General features: G+C 60.0%; 11 protein-coding genes. 6 read left to right on the top strand and 5 right to left on the bottom strand.

The genetic code is table 11. The features are described 5' to 3' along the window. The first annotated feature begins 20 nt into the window (after positions 1–20). A complete protein-coding gene (locus HDE76_RS07175) occupies positions 21–932 on the top strand; it encodes a hypothetical protein (RefSeq protein WP_184506315.1) in 912 nt (303 codons plus the stop codon). Between the two features lie 396 nt (positions 933–1,328). Here HDE76_RS07175 and HDE76_RS07170 read toward each other — a convergent pair whose 3' ends face one another. Then, complete coding sequence (locus tag HDE76_RS07170) at positions 1,329–2,444, bottom strand: FAD-dependent monooxygenase (RefSeq protein ID WP_184506313.1); 1,116 nt, start codon at positions 2,442–2,444, stop codon at positions 1,329–1,331. 135 nt (positions 2,445–2,579) lie between these two features. On the opposite strand from HDE76_RS07170, the gene HDE76_RS07165 reads away from it, so the two are divergent. Further along, the gene (locus HDE76_RS07165; RefSeq protein WP_184506312.1) at positions 2,580–3,224 is read left to right on the top strand and encodes a TetR/AcrR family transcriptional regulator; all 645 of its coding nucleotides are present in this window, start codon (positions 2,580–2,582) and stop codon (positions 3,222–3,224) included. Between the two features lie 148 nt (positions 3,225–3,372). Here HDE76_RS07165 and HDE76_RS07160 read toward each other — a convergent pair whose 3' ends face one another. Then, positions 3,373–3,597, bottom strand: a complete 225-nt coding sequence (locus HDE76_RS07160; protein ID WP_179482880.1) for a hypothetical protein — start codon at positions 3,595–3,597, stop codon at positions 3,373–3,375. A 157-nt stretch (positions 3,598–3,754) separates the two neighbouring features. Between HDE76_RS07160 and HDE76_RS07155 the strand changes: the two genes are divergently transcribed. The 3 genes from HDE76_RS07155 to HDE76_RS07145 all read left to right on the top strand — a co-directional run bounded on the left by HDE76_RS07155 (position 3,755) and on the right by HDE76_RS07145 (position 6,747). Then, positions 3,755–3,961, top strand: a complete 207-nt coding sequence (locus tag HDE76_RS07155; RefSeq protein WP_184506310.1) for a hypothetical protein — start codon at positions 3,755–3,757, stop codon at positions 3,959–3,961. Between the two features lie 744 nt (positions 3,962–4,705). Beyond that, a complete protein-coding gene (locus tag HDE76_RS07150) occupies positions 4,706–5,299 on the top strand; it encodes a hypothetical protein (protein ID WP_184506308.1) in 594 nt (197 codons plus the stop codon). Continuing rightward, positions 5,296–6,747 (top strand): XVIPCD domain-containing protein, encoded by a 1,452-nt coding sequence (locus HDE76_RS07145; protein ID WP_184506306.1) that lies wholly within the window; start codon positions 5,296–5,298, stop codon positions 6,745–6,747. The genes HDE76_RS07150 and HDE76_RS07145 overlap by 4 nt, the downstream gene beginning before the upstream one ends. Positions 6,748–6,899: 152 nt before the next feature. On the opposite strand, the gene HDE76_RS07140 is transcribed toward HDE76_RS07145, so the two are convergent. Further along, positions 6,900–7,502, bottom strand: coding sequence for a short chain dehydrogenase (locus tag HDE76_RS07140; RefSeq protein ID WP_184506304.1), 603 nt, complete (start codon positions 7,500–7,502; stop codon positions 6,900–6,902). A gap of 101 nt (positions 7,503–7,603) precedes the next feature. Between HDE76_RS07140 and HDE76_RS07135 the strand changes: the two genes are divergently transcribed. Further along, entirely contained in the window at positions 7,604–8,485 is an 882-nt protein-coding gene (locus tag HDE76_RS07135; RefSeq protein ID WP_184506302.1) for a LysR family transcriptional regulator, read from the top strand. Positions 8,486–8,800: 315 nt separating this feature from the next. On the opposite strand, the gene HDE76_RS07130 is transcribed toward HDE76_RS07135, so the two are convergent. Continuing rightward, complete coding sequence (locus HDE76_RS07130) at positions 8,801–9,430, bottom strand: hypothetical protein (protein ID WP_184506300.1); 630 nt, start codon at positions 9,428–9,430, stop codon at positions 8,801–8,803. 484 nt (positions 9,431–9,914) lie between these two features. After that, a complete protein-coding gene (locus tag HDE76_RS07125) occupies positions 9,915–16,352 on the bottom strand; it encodes a putative Ig domain-containing protein (protein WP_184506298.1) in 6,438 nt (2,145 codons plus the stop codon). Between the last annotated feature and the right edge of the window lie 151 nt (positions 16,353–16,503).

Genomic DNA, 16,503 nt, shown 5'->3' with positions numbered 1-16,503 from the left:
TTAACAGCAGGGAGCTAGAGATGATTCATACCGATAGTTATCGTGATTATGTTGAGGCTTTTGGGATTCCGGGGACGCCTGAAGGGGCCTATCTGAAAGACTCACGCTTGGCCAAAGCCTATGAAGTTGCCTTGGACATACGGAAGTTTGAAATCGACCTTTATTGGAAAAGGTCGGGCAGTTTTTGGCTTCTGGTTGGTGGAATTGCAGCGTCGCTAGGGCTTGCGCTCGGCGCGAAGTCAGGTGTGGTTTTTTCCAGAGCCGCTTTAGAAATAGTGTGTTTGTTTATTTCCCTACTTGGTTGTTTTGTTTGTGTTGCATGGGTGTTGGTCAACAGAGGAAGCAAGTTCTGGCAGCGCAACTGGGAGCTACAAGTCCAGATTTTAGAAGATCGTGTGATTGGTCCGCTTTACAAAAGCGTTTTCGCCGAACGCGACGTCAAGGTCATGTATTCGGTGACCCGGATCAATGAATGCATCGCTGTGGCCTTCGCCCTCATGTTTGCAGCGTCTACGTTTGTTTTCATCATCGGAAGCAGCGGGTTCGCGTACCTAAAATGTTTTTTGGATAACGTTGGTTTTTGGCCTGTAGGGGACGACATGGCAATTACTATGGTTTTGGCCAAGCTTGCTATTGGTTTGGTCGCGCTAGCACTTGCTCGGCGAGCGCTCTCGAGGGCGATTAATGATCGGGTAACGATGGTTGGCAAAAATAAGCAGGATTGGAACCATGATCTCGATATGGAAGTGGAAGTCAGTGTGAGAGCCATCAAGCTGGTTGAAAGATGCAGTAGCAAAGCGGCGGACTTCCATTGGAAAAAGCCTGAATCAGGCTCCAACGAGGTAAAAAGATCGTCGGTGTCTTTTTTTAAAACGCTTTCATACCTATTCAAGTCGTCCGTTCGGCTTGAAGATGATCCGAGATCGAGCTAACTAAAAAAGTCAGATGCACTTTGTCGACAGCTTTTCTGCTGGCTTGGCAAGAAAATACTTTCAGCTGTCGGCAGGCTCGTTTCCGGAAGCCTAGGCGGCTAAACGATGGTCGTAGAACGGCCGTAGCCTGTCGTCGACAATGGCTGGTAACGCATCTGGATGGTTTGGGTCAGCATGAAGCAAGGCGTCTGCGTACGCGGGCTTGATCCCGATGATGCAGCGGGCATGGCTGCCGACCGCGGGCGGCGGCTCGTCGGCGATGTCGGCAAATGAAAATGGCTTTGGCGTGTCGCCATGTCCAGGCGACCGACGTGCCACCAGCCTCGGCTGCCGATACTGCGGTGCTCGAATGGTTACTGACACCTTGACTCATTGGGAGCGCACGGAAGCGCCTCGCTAAACCATCGGCCCCATGCCCGCATTTCTTTCGCGAATTGCTTCGGCGGTGCGGGGAATGAAGAATTCGAGCCCGACCTCGATCACCTCGGCCTGGATACGATCGACGAAGGGTCGAAACGATCGGTTGTAGTGCTCGAATGCTTGCTCGACATCCCCAGCGCATGCCACGAACGCGTCGGCCAATGCTGCTGCGCCGTCGATGGCCAATGAGCCGCCGCGACCGGCGGCCGGGGAAGGGCAGTAGGCGGCATCACCGACCAGGGCGATTCTGCCCTTCGTCCATGAGGGCATGGTCGTGTGGCACAGCTTGTCGAAATAAAAGTTGTCGGAGCGACGCACCTCGGCGAGCAATGCCGGCGTTCGCCAGCCCACGTCGGCCAATCGCTCGGCCATGATTCGACGCTGGTCTTCCTCGTTACGGTAGTCATAAGGGATTTCATCCTCCGACTGAAAGCACAAGCAGATATCGGTTTTCTGGTTGTAGGCATTGAGCATGACCGCTATGCCAGGCTCGTTATAGATTTGCGTGGTGTTGTCGGGGATCAGCGACTTATCCACGATGGTGATCGAAAAGTACGCGCCCAGATAACGCAGAAACTGCGCTTCGTCGCCAAAGCAAAGCCGTCGAACCGTGGAGTGGACGCCGTCGCAGCCGATGACCAGGTCGAATGCACGCGGCTTGCCGCCCCTGAAGCTCACGGCGACCTGGTGTGTTTCGTCGGTCAATGACTGGATGGAGTCGCCGAATATAAACTCGACGTGGTCCTTGACCGCGTCGAAGAGCATGGCGAGCAGCACGTCGCGCTCGATCTCATACTCGTCGTGCGCGTCGTTGCCAGCATGTTGTGGCCGAATGCTTGACCGCTCCGTGACATCGTCGGCGTTCCTGAACTCCATGACCTCCATCTTCAAGGCCTGCTCGCGGATCTGGTCAAGAAGACCCATGCGCTTGACGATGTCGATGGTTCGGTCCTGGATATTGACGGGTGTGCCGCCCTTCTTGGGCCCGGGAGCTATCTCCACCACCGTGACCCGGTAGCCGAATGTCGCCATCCAGTAAGCCGTCGAAAGGCCGGCAAAGCTGGCGCCGCAGATCAGGACGGTCCGATTCATTGATGAGGTTCCACGGGTTAGGTTAAACGGGGCACCATGGGGAGCCGCTGACCAGCGCGGTTACAGACAATCGCGTAATATTTAACTAGGTATAAAAATGTACTCAGTACATAATTCTTGAGGGTAGGAGCTCCGATGTCAACACCCCCGGCCCGCCGCACGCGCAAGCGCCTCGCTACCCGAACCTCGATTTCGGACGTCGCCACGCGCCTGTTCTTCGAGCGGGGCTTCGACCGCGTCACGGTAGACGAGATTGCAGAAGCGGCCGACGTCAGCCGGATGACGGTGTTCAATCATTTTCCGCGAAAGGAAGACCTGTTTTTCGACCTCGATGCGCAAGGTCGGGAAGAACTCATCCATGCATTGCACACCAGGGATCCGACGGTTTCGCCCATCGATGCGCTGCGTGCGTTTGCCCATCACGCGGTGGCGAAGCGCCGGCCGTATGTCGAGTTTTGCGATCAGAGCCAGCTGTTTATTGAGACCATCGAGGCCAGTGAAACGCTGAAAGCCCGGGCGCGCACGATACGCGACGAGCTCATTCGGGAAGTGTCGGTGGCTATGGCCGAATCGGTCGGCCGAGCGCCGGGCGACCCGGACGCTCATCTCGTCGCCGGCATCCAGGTAGCCACGTGGGGCGTCGCCATGTTGGAGGCCCATAAGACGTATCAAAAGACCGGGAAAACCACGTCAGCACACAAGGTGCTGCTGGCGATCGTGGATAAAGGCGCTATCGGGCTGACGACAATGATGGCGGGCACGCCTTACGCCAAGGTTTGACCGTCCTCTGGCGAACTGACCGGGTTATGACGAAAAAGGTGCCGGGGACAATTTCTGACACGAAGGGTCGAAGCCAGAATGCGTCGATTCGCAGCGGTGGCGACGCTGGGGCGGCTGCCTGGGTCTCTCGCATGGTCCCTGACACTTTTTAGTTGTCGCTACGAGCCCTGTACCCGAACTTTTGCAGGATGCGATCGATCTCGTTAAACGCCAGTGCGTCCTCGGTCAACGTGATCGCGTCGATCGTTGAATAAGCGCGCGCAAAGAACTCGGCCAGCAAGTCGTCCCGGTCGGGAAACCTCGCTATCAACTCGGGCATATCGGTGTCCAGCTTTGCCAGGCGCCGCTGTAACTCTTGGCGTGATACCGCCATGGCGCGTCCTCGGTGGGAGTCCGAGCATAGTCCTGTACGGTGTCAACAGCGGATCAAGGTGGCGCACCGACCGCTTTCTGTCACGCCTGCACAAAATCTTGTCTCATCTCCTGACACATTTCGCCGACAAACTCAGCGCACCTCACGGGAGATAGCGATGGACGTGGCAACGTATGTGGTGTGCGGGTTTCACCAGGGGCGTCGCTTGAAGCCGCAGCACTTCAAGACCGAGGCGCAGGCGCGCGAGCATGCCGCCTATATGAAGCAGTCGGCGGACTTCGTGATAGTCACCACCAGCGACGCGCAGATCGGCAAGGTACATGGGGCGCCGTTGCGCGGCCGGCGTCCGCTACGCGCGGTGTAATTTCCGCCGCTGCATTCCTCGACCGTGCCCGCCCCGCTGCGCAAACGACTGCAGCGGGGGTGCGTTCGATGTCCCGATAGCCATGCCGTGGGTAGGGCAGAGACTCTATTCGCACCGTCGCTGTGCGAATGGGCTTTGACCCGGAGCATCCTGGCTCGCCCATGCCGTGGCGGTGACGATGCTGCTATTCCGGGCGAAACCGGCCACCCGAAACGTCTTGTAAAGCGTCGCCAAGAGGAGGTCCGTTCGCCGACGACCACGTTGCCAGGAAGGGCTGCGTGCACCGGGACGCTTGCAACACACGACGGTTGGCGATGACGAGCACGCCGACCAGTATGATCACTCTCAGACCGACTCCGACCGGCAGAAACCGACCCATTTCTGCCGATCGTGGCTTCGATCAGCTTGCCTTGAATCCGACATTCGGCCCGACGTCATTTACCCGGATACCTCCAGCTATGCCTGGATCAAAATACGGGGAGTCGACAGTCCTAGCGTGTAAGGATTTTCTGATTGTGAGGCGCGCATTTTTTCATTGGCCACTTGGGAATACACTCGGGCCAACGACGCAAGGAGCAAAGTGATGGTTAAACGCATCACGTCGATCCCAATGACTGGCACGAGCGCGCTGACGCTCCGCATCTCCGCACACGCCCATCGGCGCCCTTGTTTGCCCCGCCCTTACGGACGACGCCCACTGCCCTTGGGCGCCGGTGGCGTGTCTTCTTCTGAGAAACATTGGCTATGACGAAACCATTTTTGGCGGCCTCGCTTGCGCTGGCCATCCTGACCTCTACGACTGCTTGCGGCTCATCGAACATGACAACTCCGGACATCAAAACCAAAGCGCACCCCACAAAGCGATACGAGCTCACGGTCACGATCAAGGACGCGCCAGGGGGCTTTGATTCGATGCAGACGATGGTGCAATACGACGTCTCAAACCCTTTTTGTGCGCCGACCCGGCCTGGCAGCGGTGCCACAAATGCGCCGGACAAGACCGTGACCATCCCTATGACCAAGACAGGGGAGAACACGTATACGGGCGAGTTCTATGCCGACCTGATGGAAGACGGGGATTACTACGGCAAGGGTGTCTGCCACTGGCAACTGACAGGCGTAACGACGTATTTGCAGCACAAAAATTTGATGATGACGCCTGGCATGTCGCCAAAGAGCATCGAAGCGCAGAAGCCGGAGACTTGGTATTTCTCCGGTCTATCGTATGCCCAGGCTGACACCGAGCGTGTCGATGTGGGCATCACGGATGGCAGCAAGTTGTTGCCGTCTGACCATCCGTTCTCGGTCACCTACACCGCGAAGGAACGCTTTCAATGACGCTCAGCACGAAGGACTACGCGCTGCTCAGCGATGCCGCCTACAAAGATCCGGAGGTAGAGGCGCAGGCGCCGGATGGCCGGGTGATCTCTTATAAGCGCGTCACCCTCGATAGCGTGGAATACCGGCCAATTGCGCATGCGGATAATTCAAAAACCGGATTTCAGGCGACCGCGTATGAGCGATTGGACTCGACCCATGAAGTGGTGATTGCCTATCGCGGGACGGAGATGGACCGCGAATTCAAAAAAGACGTGTTGGTTACTGATGTGGACATGGCGGTCAAAGGGTTCAACGACCAAGGCGCCGACTCCAACGCTTTCACCGAAAAAGTGATCGGCTTGGCCAAGCAAAAGGCCGAGCTTTACCATTCCCCGGTGCCGGTGAGCGTCACCGGCCATTCGCTTGGCGGCACGGAAGCGGAAATGAACGCTTACAAATATGGATTGAAGGGCGAGACCTTCAACGCGTTCGGAGCGGCGGGCCTCAGCGGCCTCCATATCCCCGAGGGTGGCAACCAGCTCATTGACCACGTCCGTGCGACGGACGTGGTGAGCGCAGCCAGCCCGCACTTTGGGCAAGTGCGCGTCTACGCCGTGCCCCAGGACATCCAGGCTTTGCAAGGTGCCGGCTACCACGATAACCGACTGCTCAATGCCCTCACACCCGACGAGCCCATCCTTGGGAAGATCCAGGGTGAGGCGCACAAAATGGGGAACTTCCTAGCCGACAACAGCGTGATCGGGAAATCCATCATCACGCCACAAAACGAAGCGTTGGCGACCGAACACAGCGTGATGATCGGGCACTACCGTGGCCAGATCGAACGCGCACGAGACATGGCGCATCTGGAATACAAAATCAACAAGCCCGTGCTCGATGCCACGGGAGCGGTTGTGCATCGTGTTGAACACAATGCCCAACAAGCCGGCGAATTGCTCGGTGCGGTCAAGGACAAAGCCGTGGAGGACTATCACGGCACGGTTAACGCTGCATCGCACAGAATCGAAGACGTTGTGGGCTACGCCCACAAGGTGTCTCCGGTGCTCTTGAATCATCCCGCGCACCCGGACTACATGCTGTTTAATCAATCGCTGAGTGCCGTGCATCGCCTCGACGCCGAGCTCGGACGCATGCCCGATCAGCACAGCACAAACCTCGCAGCGGGCGTCGCCGTAGGTGCCAAGGCCCACGGTTTGAGCCGGGTGGACCATGTGGTGCTGAGCACCGACGGTGCAAACGCGTCCGCTGTCCAGGGAGATCCGGCGTCTCCGTCGAGAGAAATAGCGCGCCCCACACCGACGGCACAAGCGGTCCACACCCCCGTTGAGCAGCACACGCAGGCGATGCAGCAAGTCAATCAGCAGCAACAGCAGGTCCAGCAGCAAGTGCAGCAAGCGATGCAAGTGCAACAGCCGCAGCAGCAAGGGCCGACGATGGGGCGCTAGGACGCTGAGCTTGGAAAAGCTGAGAACGGCTGAAATCGACCCGTTGCCGTCTTTCACGCTCGCACCCAATATGTCTGCAACGTTGGTGGAAGCGGCCATTGACCTTAGCAGTCGATCGTTCTGATCTGGCGGCTTGTAAGCCGCCTCCAATCTTATTGCCATACCTGATAAACGCGCCCCGTCTGGGGTCCCTCTACACTCCGCACATACGCCATTGCGACACGGGTCGCAGGCACCGACTCGAAGCCGGGAAAGAATGGCCCATAGACGCCTTTGGACTCCGTCAATACCGTCGGGCTCACGGCGTTAATGCGTAAATTGCGAGGCAATTCAATTGCCGCCGCCCGCACAAAGCCTTCAATCGATGCGTTGACGGCGGTCGCGTTGGCTCCCTGTCTGATCGGCTCTTCGGCGACGATCCCCGTGGTCAGCGTGATTGAGCCGCCCTCACGCAACATATGCTGGCCCAGCAGCGCGACCCGCACTTGGCCAAGTAGCTTGTCCTGCAAGCCGATGTTGAAATCTGCTGGCCGCATCGTCGCGAGGGGCCCGAAGAACAAGCTACCTGTCGTCGAAACGATAGCGTCTAATGGACCGACTGCTTTAAACATCCCCTCCACGCTGTCGTCACTCGTGATATCGACGCGGAAATCGCCGTGCTCGCGACCCACGCGGACCACCTCGTGCCGATCGACCAACGCTGCGACAACCGCACTGCCAACGGTACCGCTCGCACCAATTACTAAAACCTTCATATCCAACTCCTTTGAAAGATGGGATAGGAGGATTATTTTGCAAATACTTATTTGGATAAATGAGCGTATTGTTCGCACATTCGAAACCAATGGTTAGTAATATGGACAAACTGCGTGCCATGGAAGTGTTCGTTGCGACGGTCGATGCGGGCAGCTTCGCAGCGGCAGCAACGGCATTGAATCTCTCGGCGGTGATGGTTGGTAAGCACATCCACGCTATCGAAACCCAGTTGGGCGCAAGACTGCTAGAGCGAACGACGCGCCGACATCGACTTACTGACATTGGCGCGGCTTACGTCGAGCGATGTCGCGACGTGCTAGCGACCGTGCAAACCGCCGACGGCGTTGCCGACTCTTTGCACACTGTGCCGCAAGGCATACTCCGGATCACGGCGCCCGTATCGTTTGGTGCCCATCGGCTTACGCCAGTGATCGGCGACTACCTTGCTGCGCACCCGCAAGTGAAAGTGGACCTGAGTTTGAATGATCGCGTGGTTGATCTCGCGGAAGAAGGCTTCGACTGCGGTGTGCGAATGAGCCGCACGCTCGACGATAGGCTGATCGCGCGTCCGCTCGCCATGTCTCGCATGTTCGCCGTGGCCAGTCCCAGTTGGATAGCACGCTATGGTATGCCGGCGCATCCGTCCGAACTTGAAGGCCATGCGCTGCTTAATTTTGCAGTTTGGGGACCGAGCCACATCTGGCGTTTTGCGCGAGGCGACGATGTCGTTAAGGTCCCAGTTCGCGGACAATTCAGCACCAACAATGGCCAGGCGCTGCTGAGTGCCGCGATAGCAGGAGTGGGCGTGATCATGCAAGCGGACGCATTGCTGGCACCCGCCATCGCGGCAGGTCACGTAGTGCAACTCCTGCCCGATTGGGAGCTCCCTACGCGGGCGGTACACATCGTCCGATTGCCCGAAGTAAGGCCTAGCGCCAAGCTGCGAAGCTTTATCGATTTCGCGTTGACGCGACTGGGTTAAGAGCCTTTCCAGGCTCGGTAGGCAATTTGCGCATGTCCTCATGAGCAAAATCAAGGTTGCAAGCGCGCTATGTGAGCGACGAACGAATCGCCTATTAGGTGAGCGCATATCCATAGAATGGCCGGAGCCAGTCGGACTCCGGTCGTTCGATGTTGCATGCCGAGTGTCTCTTGATGGCCGGTCAGTGACCTTTTGGATGGAGACCGTGCCTCGTGGTTATCCGGCCTGTAGCAGAAAAGGCCTTCCAAGAATACCTTGCCGCTTAGCAGTCGTCGGACTGATCTTTTCGCCTAATCTATTGCCTTTGCTTGGACGCTAGGCGTTGGGCATCGCAATCTTCAGCGCGCCTTTTAACGCGTTTTCTTCGACCAAGGAAAGTAGTGTGTTGAAGGCGGAGCAAAAAGTCTCGAGTACGTGGAAGTGCGCAGCTCGAACTCCTTGGACGTAGGCGTGCGCATCACGATTGCGAATAGCGTCTGTAAGCAAGTCGTAGGTATGCTGGACCCTCTCCCTGTCCTCTTGCGAAACGCCTTGATGACGATAAAACAGTTGAGCGAGTTGTGATTTGACTCGACCCATTGTACTGAAATCCTCGACGCCAGCATGCGGAACGCTTAGCAGCCATTCTGATGTCCACGGCGTTTCTTTCGAAGGTATACCCAGCTTCTGTTGCGTCTTGATCTCCAGCAAACCCGAAAAAATCAATGATGCCTTCAGTAGGTACTCAGCTCCCGTGGAAAATAGGATCCACAACATTACTCGACCGAATATCGGGTGCTGCTTACGCGCCTCATCTTCAAAGGCAAATTCTGAGACGGGCTTGAACGCGCTGCTATCGCGATCTAACTCAACCATCTTCGATGAGCACATAAGCGCGATGGCCGCGGCGAGTTGGTTTACCCCCACTTCGGGTGCGAAGTACTCTTTTTCTTGTGACGTTTGCATGTATCAGCAACCTCCGGTGCGAGAGACGATAGGACGATGTCATCCAGCCGGCCCGAAACGCGACGTTCGAGCCCGTCCGTTTCTAGCCGATTTCGGACTTTTGCTGAACGTCGCCGGCCAAACCGCCGAAGATATAGAGGCAGAAATGGCTGCGTAGAATGCGGCGTTGTGAGCTGCTTTCCGTTTTTAATTCGACAGGCTATTCGAGGGCGTCATAGGCAATCCAGCAACTGAATAGTTGTTCTTCCTATAGCGACGAGCGAACTTTCTTGGGCGGCTACCGAATTTGTATAGGTAAGGACCTGCTGATTGCTAATGGCGGTCTCCACGCAACGAGCCCCCACCTTATATTCAGGGGTAGGTTCGCGAGGTCACGGAGTGGAACGTGACCACTGCGAAGATTCAGAAGTGCGGAGCCGCAGTCGCGATATCATGCTTGGACACTGAGCGCCGTTCTGCCCAATTTTAAGCAGCCTAAGGCCACTCACGGATCGAACTTTTTCTCCACGCCCAGTAGGATCGATTGATTGTCCTTGCTCGTATTGTCCAGATAGTTCTGATACTCGGCACGGAACGTCCAGCCTTGAACGGTCTGCAGGCCTATGCCGGCACCAAGCAACGTGTGGTTGCGTGACTGATTGAGCAGGGTCGCCTGATACAGCGGTCCGCTCAGTAGATCGGCATAGCGCATCGTGGCTTCACTCGATCCCTGCAAGTCATGACCGAACTCCGCGCGCAGTTGTGGAGCCCACACGCCGTAGTCGCTCTTGACCGACCACTGCGCCAGCACACCAAGCGTACCTGTGCTGGTCTTGACCGTCTGCCGCTGGTACGCGAGCGAATAGGTCGCGTCGCCGTGCTCGGTGTAGGCATCGAGATTCGCGTGGGCCAGGTCCAAACGGCCATAGGATGTAAACAGCAGGCCGTCGTCGGTGTGGTGTTCGTAACCCACCGAAAACGATCCGAACCACTGCTTGCCATCGCGATTGCCGAACACGGTATTGCTGTCGTCGGTGACATAGCGACGCGCATCGAACGACAGCCATTGATAGCCAAGCAACGCATCGGCGTAGAGCGCCTCCGTTGGACGGAAGCTGGCGTAGATCGCCCCGTTGTAGCTGTTGACGGTACTTCGGCTGTCGTGTTGACCGATGTCCGAATCGTCGTGGCCGTAGCCGACGCCCACGCCCATCGCCAGTCGTTCGGTCACCTGTTTATCCGCACCCACGCTCAAACCTTGCGTCGTGAAGTCGACGCCGTTGTCGCTGGTGCCCGGCTGGGTCTTGCCGAAGTTCACGGCACCGCCGGTCCAGATCGAGAAACCGCCCAACGTGGAGCCGCTGCCGCTAGGTCCGATCAGCGGACTGGTCGACGTCGGCGCGTCCGGCGAGACCAGGAAGCGGGTCGTTCCGTTCTGAGTACCGTTATTCAGATCCGCCATCACGTCGGGGCGGCGCACGCTGTCCGCCGAGCTAGCGGTGATGCCGTTGCTGAAACCGCCGCCGGCGCTGCCGCTGTGAAGTGCTTCTAGACGACGCTGGAAGTTGCTGATCTGCCCTATCGCCATGCGACGTGTCGCATCCGCCTGTGCATCGAGCACGCCGAGCACTTCGGCGTTCTTCGACGGGTCGCTGCGCAAAGTCACGCTGACCGTCAACGTGCCAGGCGCTGAAGTGGCGTACGCGTTGCTGAGCGTATAACGCAACACCGCAGCACCACCGAACGTCGGCGCTGCCGTATAAGACAGCGTGTATCCCGTGCCGCTGGCCTTGATCGTTGCCGAACCGGCGTTGGCCGGCGAAACCGACACCAGCGTCGCCGCCGTAAACGGACCGCCGTGTGCGCTGGCCGTGAGATCAATCTGCACCGTCGAGCCGGCGATCGTCGTGGCCTCGAGCGTGGGTGCTACAGGCACTCCATTGATCGTCAGGGTGACATGCGCCGGCTTGGAGGCACCGAAAGCGTTGGACAGCGTGTAGTCGAAACCGACGCTGCCTGAGGCATCGGCCGCCGCGGTGTAGACCAGATCGGTGCCTTGGACGACCACCGTGCCGGAGGACGGCTGTGTGGCGATGGCTGCGGCAGTGAACGGTCCGTTCGTGGCCCCCGTGGTGGCGTGCAAAGTGACCGATTTTCCGGCGAGCACGGTCGCTGACTGCGCAGTAGCCACCGGCACCGCACCCGCAACGACCGTGATGGTTTCCGTCGCCGGTGCGGACGTGCCGCCTGAGCCCGTCGCGGTGTACTCGAACGCATCGGTGCCAAAATAGTTCGATGCCGGTGTGTAGACGATGCTCAGCCCGTTGACCGTCGCCGTGCCGTGCACCGGCTGTTGAGTCACAGTGGCGCTTGTAATCGGCCCACCTTCGCTAGTCACCGGGATCGTCACGGCGGTGTTGGCATTCGTGCTGGCGGCGCCGTTAGACACAACGGGCACTTCCTGCCCGATCACAACGACGTAAGCCTGGGCCCCCTGAAAATCGAACTTATCGGTTGCCGTTACGGTGACGTTGAACGAACCGGCGGCGGTCGGTGTGCCTGACACTACGCCGGCTGGACTGAGTGTTAGTCCGGCAGGCAACGAACCCGAAGTCACCGCATAGGTGTATGGGGCGGACCCGCCGGATGCAGACAAGGTGGTCTGCGTATAAGCAACAGCCACTTTGCCTTGCGGCAAGGTGGCAGGCGTCAACGTGAGGCTGGGCGCATTCACCGTGAATGTATAACTCTGGCTGATCGAGAACGGCGCGCCAACGCCGCCGCTGCTGTCCGTAGCGCGAATGCTGAAAATAAAGGAGCCGGCGACCGTCGGCGTTCCCGACAAGACGCCGTTGCTTGCATTCAGTGTCAGGCCCGCAGGCAGAGTGCCTGCACTCACCGCATAGGTGTACGGCGCCGTGCCCCCGCTGGCCGTGAACGACTGCGTGTAGGTCGCTTCCGCCGTAGCCGCCGGCAGGCTTGTCGGCGTCAGCTGCAGAGTCGGCGCACCGACCACCAAGGCGTAAGCCTGCGAGCCGGTGAAGCCCAGGCCATCGGTGGCGGTCACAGTGAAACTGAAACTGCCCACGTTGCTGGGCGTACCCGCCAGGTGGCCACTGCTGGAAAGCGTCAGTCCAGCTGGCAGCGTTCCGACAGTCACCGCATAGTTGTACGTGCCGTTGCCTCCAGTGGCGGTGATCTGCTGGCTATACGCCACGGCCGACTGAGCGTTCGGCAAAGTGGTCGGCGTCAGCGTCAGGGCGGGCGCGTTCACCGTGAACGTATAGCTTTGACTCACGGAGAACGGTGCACCGTTGCCGGTGGTGCTGTCGGTGGCTTTCACTGTGAAGGTGAAGCTGCCGGCAGCGGTCGGCGTTCCAGAGAGTGCGCCGCTGCTCGCGTTCAATGTTAGGCCCGCAGGCAGCGTTCCTGCACTCACGGCATAGGTGTAAGGCGCAGTGCCCCCGCTTGCCGTGAGGGTCTGGGTATAGGCGGCTTCCGCCGTGGCTGCCGGCAGGCTCGCCGGGGTCAGCTGCAGGGTCGGCGTGGCCACCACCAGGGTATACGCCTGCGTACCGGTAAAGCCGGCGCCATCGGTTGCGGTCACGCTGAAGTTGAAGCTGCCGGCGCTGGTCGGCGTGCCGGAGAGCTGGCCGCCATTGCTCAAGGTCAGTCCGGCAGGCAAGCTGCCTGCGCTCACGGTATAGCTGTAGGTGCCGTTGCCGCCATTGGCGCTGAACTGCTGGGTGTAGGCCGTCGCCACTTTGGCATTCGGCAGGCTAGCCGGGCTGATCGCGACGTTCGGCGCATTCACCGTCAGCGTGTAGTTGCGGCTTGCCGTGAACGGCGCGCCGGTGCCGGTGCTGCTGTCGTGGGCGGTGATGCTGACGATGAAGGTACCGGCCGCGGTCGGCGTGCCAGCCAGTGCGCCTGTCGTGGAATCCAGGCTCAGGCCGGCCGGCAGCGCGCCGCTGCTGATTGAATACGTGTACGGCGCGGTGCCACCAGTAGCACTGATGCTTTGAGAATAGGCCACCTCGGCGGTCGCTACCGGCAAGGTCGCGGGATTCAAGGTCAGGCTCGGCGCAGCAATGGTCAACGTATAGCTTTGCTGGCCGGTGCTTCCATTCGTATCGGTGGCGCGCGCAGTAATGTTGAAGCTTCCGGCCGCCGTCGGCGTACCGCTGAGTGTACCGCTGCCGCTTAGGGTCAGGCCGGCGGGCAATGCGCCGGCGACGATGGAATAGGTGTACGGCGCAATGCCGCCGCTGGCCGTGAGTTGGCTCGGCGCATAGGCCGTACCGACGCTTCCCGAGGGCAACGTCGCAGGAGCAAGCACGATAGTGGGCGCGGCGACGGTCACCGTGTAGTTGTGGGTCGTGGAGAACGGGCCGCTGCCGGTGCTGCTGTCGGTCATCGTGATCGAGACGGGAAAGTTGCCCGGCTGCGTCGGCGTGCCCGACAGCGTCGCCGTGGCTGGATTCCAGCTTAGGCCATTCGGCAAGGCGCCAGTCAGCACGAACGTGTACGGCGCCGTGCCGCCGCTGCCGGCGAAGCTCTGCGAGTAGGCGCTGCCGTAAGGCGCATCGAGCGTGCCGGCCGGCGGCGTGAAGTTCAGCGTCGGCGGATTCACGGTGAGCGAGTACGTCAGCGTGCCGGTATTGGTGTTGGCGTCCGTCGCGGTCACGCTGAAGTTGACCGTGCCGCCGGCGCTAGGCGTGCCGGACAGCGTGCCGCTGCTGCTGAGCTGTAGCCCGGCGGGCAGATTGCCGCTGGTGACGGCGAACGTATACGGCGCCGTGCCACCAGTCGCACCGATGCTCTGGCTGTAGGCATTACCGACCGCGGCCGCGGGCAGGTTGCCGGGCGTCAGCGTGATGGTTGGCGCAGCCACCGTCAGGCTGTAGCTGCGGGTGCTCTGGTAGGTGCCGTTGCGGGTGGAGTCGGTGGCGGCGACAGTGAAATTGAAATTGCCACCGGTGCTCGGAGATCCGCTCAGAGTTCCGTCGGTGCCCAGGCTCAGGCCTGGAGGCAGGGCGCCGCTGGCCAAACTGAAGGTATACGGTGCGGTGCCACCTTGCGCGGCGAGTGGCTGCGAATACGCCACATGCAGGGTCGCCGCAGGCACGGTCGCCGGCGTAATGGTGATTGTCGGCGCGGCGACGTTTGGCGAATAGGTACGCGTCGCCGTCGTGCCGGCAGCGTCGGTGACCTGGACGGTGAACGTCGCCACACCGGTGGCTGTGGGTGTGCCCGAGACCGTGTCGCCGAGCAGCGAAATCCCCGGTGGCGGGCTGCCGCTGCTGATCGCAAACGTGTAGGGCGGATTGCCGCCGCTGGCTGCCAGCGTCTGGCTATAGGCCACGCCGGCGACCGGATCGGGCAAAGTGGCCGGAGTGACGGTCGGCGCGCTCGGATGGATCGTCAGCGTATAGCCGCGGCTGCCCGAATAAGGCGTGCCGCCGCTGCTGTCCGTGGCGGTGACGGTAAAGTTGAAATTGCCGTAGACGGTCGGCGTGCCGCTGAGCGCGCCGGTGCTGTTGTTTAAGGTCACGCCGGTGGGAAGCGAGCCGGCGGACACCGCATAGGTGTAAGGCGCGGTGCCGCCACTCGCGGTGACGGTTGCGCTATAGGCCGTTGCCTGCGTGCCTGCCGCGAGCGTGGTCGGCGTGATGGCGATGGTTGCCGGTTGTATCGTGCCGCTGTAGGCGAGCGAGCCGGTGCCGGAACCGCCATCGTGCACGCTGATCGTGAAGCTGTAGCTGCCGCCCGCGGTCGGCGTGCCGGACAGCACGCCGGTCGTGGAGGACAGATTCAGGCCAGCGGGTAGGGTGCCCGCGCTGATGCTGAAGGCATAGGGCGACACGCCCGAGCCGCCGCTGGGGGTGATCGTCTGGTTCACCGGCACACCGACGGTCAGCGTGCCGAGCGTGGACGGACTCAGCGTGATCGGCGGCACCGCGTTGACGGTCAGCGAGGCGGTCACCGTGCCGAAGAAAGGAGCGGTCCCGCTGGTGCTGTCGTACACCGTGAACTGGAAGCTGGTCGTGCCAACCGCAGTGGGCGTGCCGGTGATGAGGCCGCTGCTGGAGAGGCTGAGTCCGGCAGGCAGGCCATGACCGGCCACCAGGGCGTAATTTGAATAAGGCGGCGTGCCGCCGCTGATCTGCAGTTGATAACTGTACGGCGCATTTACCGCGGCCGCCGGCGGCTGCGCCGCGGTCAACACCGGTTCGGCGATGGTGACCGTGTAATCCTCGTTGCCGGTGAGCGCGGCGGGCGTGGTCGAATCGCTCACGTTGACCACGATCACGAACGAGCCCGTACCGGTTGGCGTACCGGAGATGGTGTTCGCGTTGAACGTGAGCCCCGGTGGCAATCCGCTGACCGAAAAGGCGTAAGGAGCGACGCCGCCGCTGGCGCTGAGCGTCGCGCTGTATGACTGCCCGATCACCGGCGTGGGCAACGATGCCGGCGAAATCGTCAGCGCTGACGTGTTCGGCTGGATGGTGACGGTGAAGGCGATCGTATCGCCTTCGTCGTCGAGCACGGTGAAGTTGTCGGTAATCGAATTGGTCGAGCTCGGGTTCTCGTTGGCCACATAGGTGACCAGGCCGGTGCCATTGCCGTGCTGTGGATCAACCCCGGACAATGATCCATGGGTCGGTTCTACGGAAACGCCACTCAGACCGAAGACGGAACAAGTGATGAAGTTCGCCGTGAAGGTGCCGCCGGATGCCACAGTCTCTATCTGCGTCGACGGACATTCGGTGCTCGGGCCGCTGGCATGCGCTAGGTCTGGCCACAGCGACCCGCCGGCAATGATCAGCAGCAGCGTCAAACGCGCCAATAAAATCGACAGACGATTCGCACCCACCTTCGATTGAAGATGAGCGTACGTACCTGCACGCGCCATGGTGCGGTCAAACAGACGATGCAGCATATTGGCCCCTCTTCCCTGTTTTCCACAGCGTTCGACATCGTTGCGATGTCATGGCTGCAGTGACGACTCTGGATACCCTGCAATCGACAAGCTCTGCGCTCTGATCGGCAGTAAGACTTCCAGGCTTCGTAATTCCCCGAGGAGATTGAAG

Origin of the sequence: Rhodanobacter sp. ANJX3 (assembly GCF_014200755.1) — a bacterium.
In the GTDB taxonomy this organism is placed as follows: Bacteria; Pseudomonadota; Gammaproteobacteria; order Xanthomonadales; family Rhodanobacteraceae; genus Rhodanobacter.
This window is presented reverse-complemented; position numbering and strand designations above follow the sequence as displayed.

Bases quoted from the DNA above. Each gene is read 5' to 3' on its own strand.
- HDE76_RS07150 (WP_184506308.1), top strand. From the start codon at position 4,706: ATGACGAAACCATTTTTGGCGGCCTCGCTTGCGCTGGCCATCCTGACC.
- HDE76_RS07145 (WP_184506306.1), top strand. From the start codon at position 5,296: ATGACGCTCAGCACGAAGGACTACGCGCTGCTCAGCGATGCCGCCTAC.
- HDE76_RS07135 (WP_184506302.1), top strand. From the start codon at position 7,604: ATGGACAAACTGCGTGCCATGGAAGTGTTCGTTGCGACGGTCGATGCG.
- HDE76_RS07175 (WP_184506315.1), top strand. From the start codon at position 21: ATGATTCATACCGATAGTTATCGTGATTATGTTGAGGCTTTTGGGATT.
- HDE76_RS07140 (WP_184506304.1), bottom strand. From the start codon at position 7,502: ATGAAGGTTTTAGTAATTGGTGCGAGCGGTACCGTTGGCAGTGCGGTT.
- HDE76_RS07155 (WP_184506310.1), top strand. From the start codon at position 3,755: ATGGACGTGGCAACGTATGTGGTGTGCGGGTTTCACCAGGGGCGTCGC.
- HDE76_RS07130 (WP_184506300.1), bottom strand. From the start codon at position 9,430: ATGCAAACGTCACAAGAAAAAGAGTACTTCGCACCCGAAGTGGGGGTA.
- HDE76_RS07170 (WP_184506313.1), bottom strand. From the start codon at position 2,444: ATGAATCGGACCGTCCTGATCTGCGGCGCCAGCTTTGCCGGCCTTTCG.
- HDE76_RS07160 (WP_179482880.1), bottom strand. From the start codon at position 3,597: ATGGCGGTATCACGCCAAGAGTTACAGCGGCGCCTGGCAAAGCTGGAC.
- HDE76_RS07125 (WP_184506298.1), bottom strand. From the start codon at position 16,352: ATGCTGCATCGTCTGTTTGACCGCACCATGGCGCGTGCAGGTACGTAC.
- HDE76_RS07165 (WP_184506312.1), top strand. From the start codon at position 2,580: ATGTCAACACCCCCGGCCCGCCGCACGCGCAAGCGCCTCGCTACCCGA.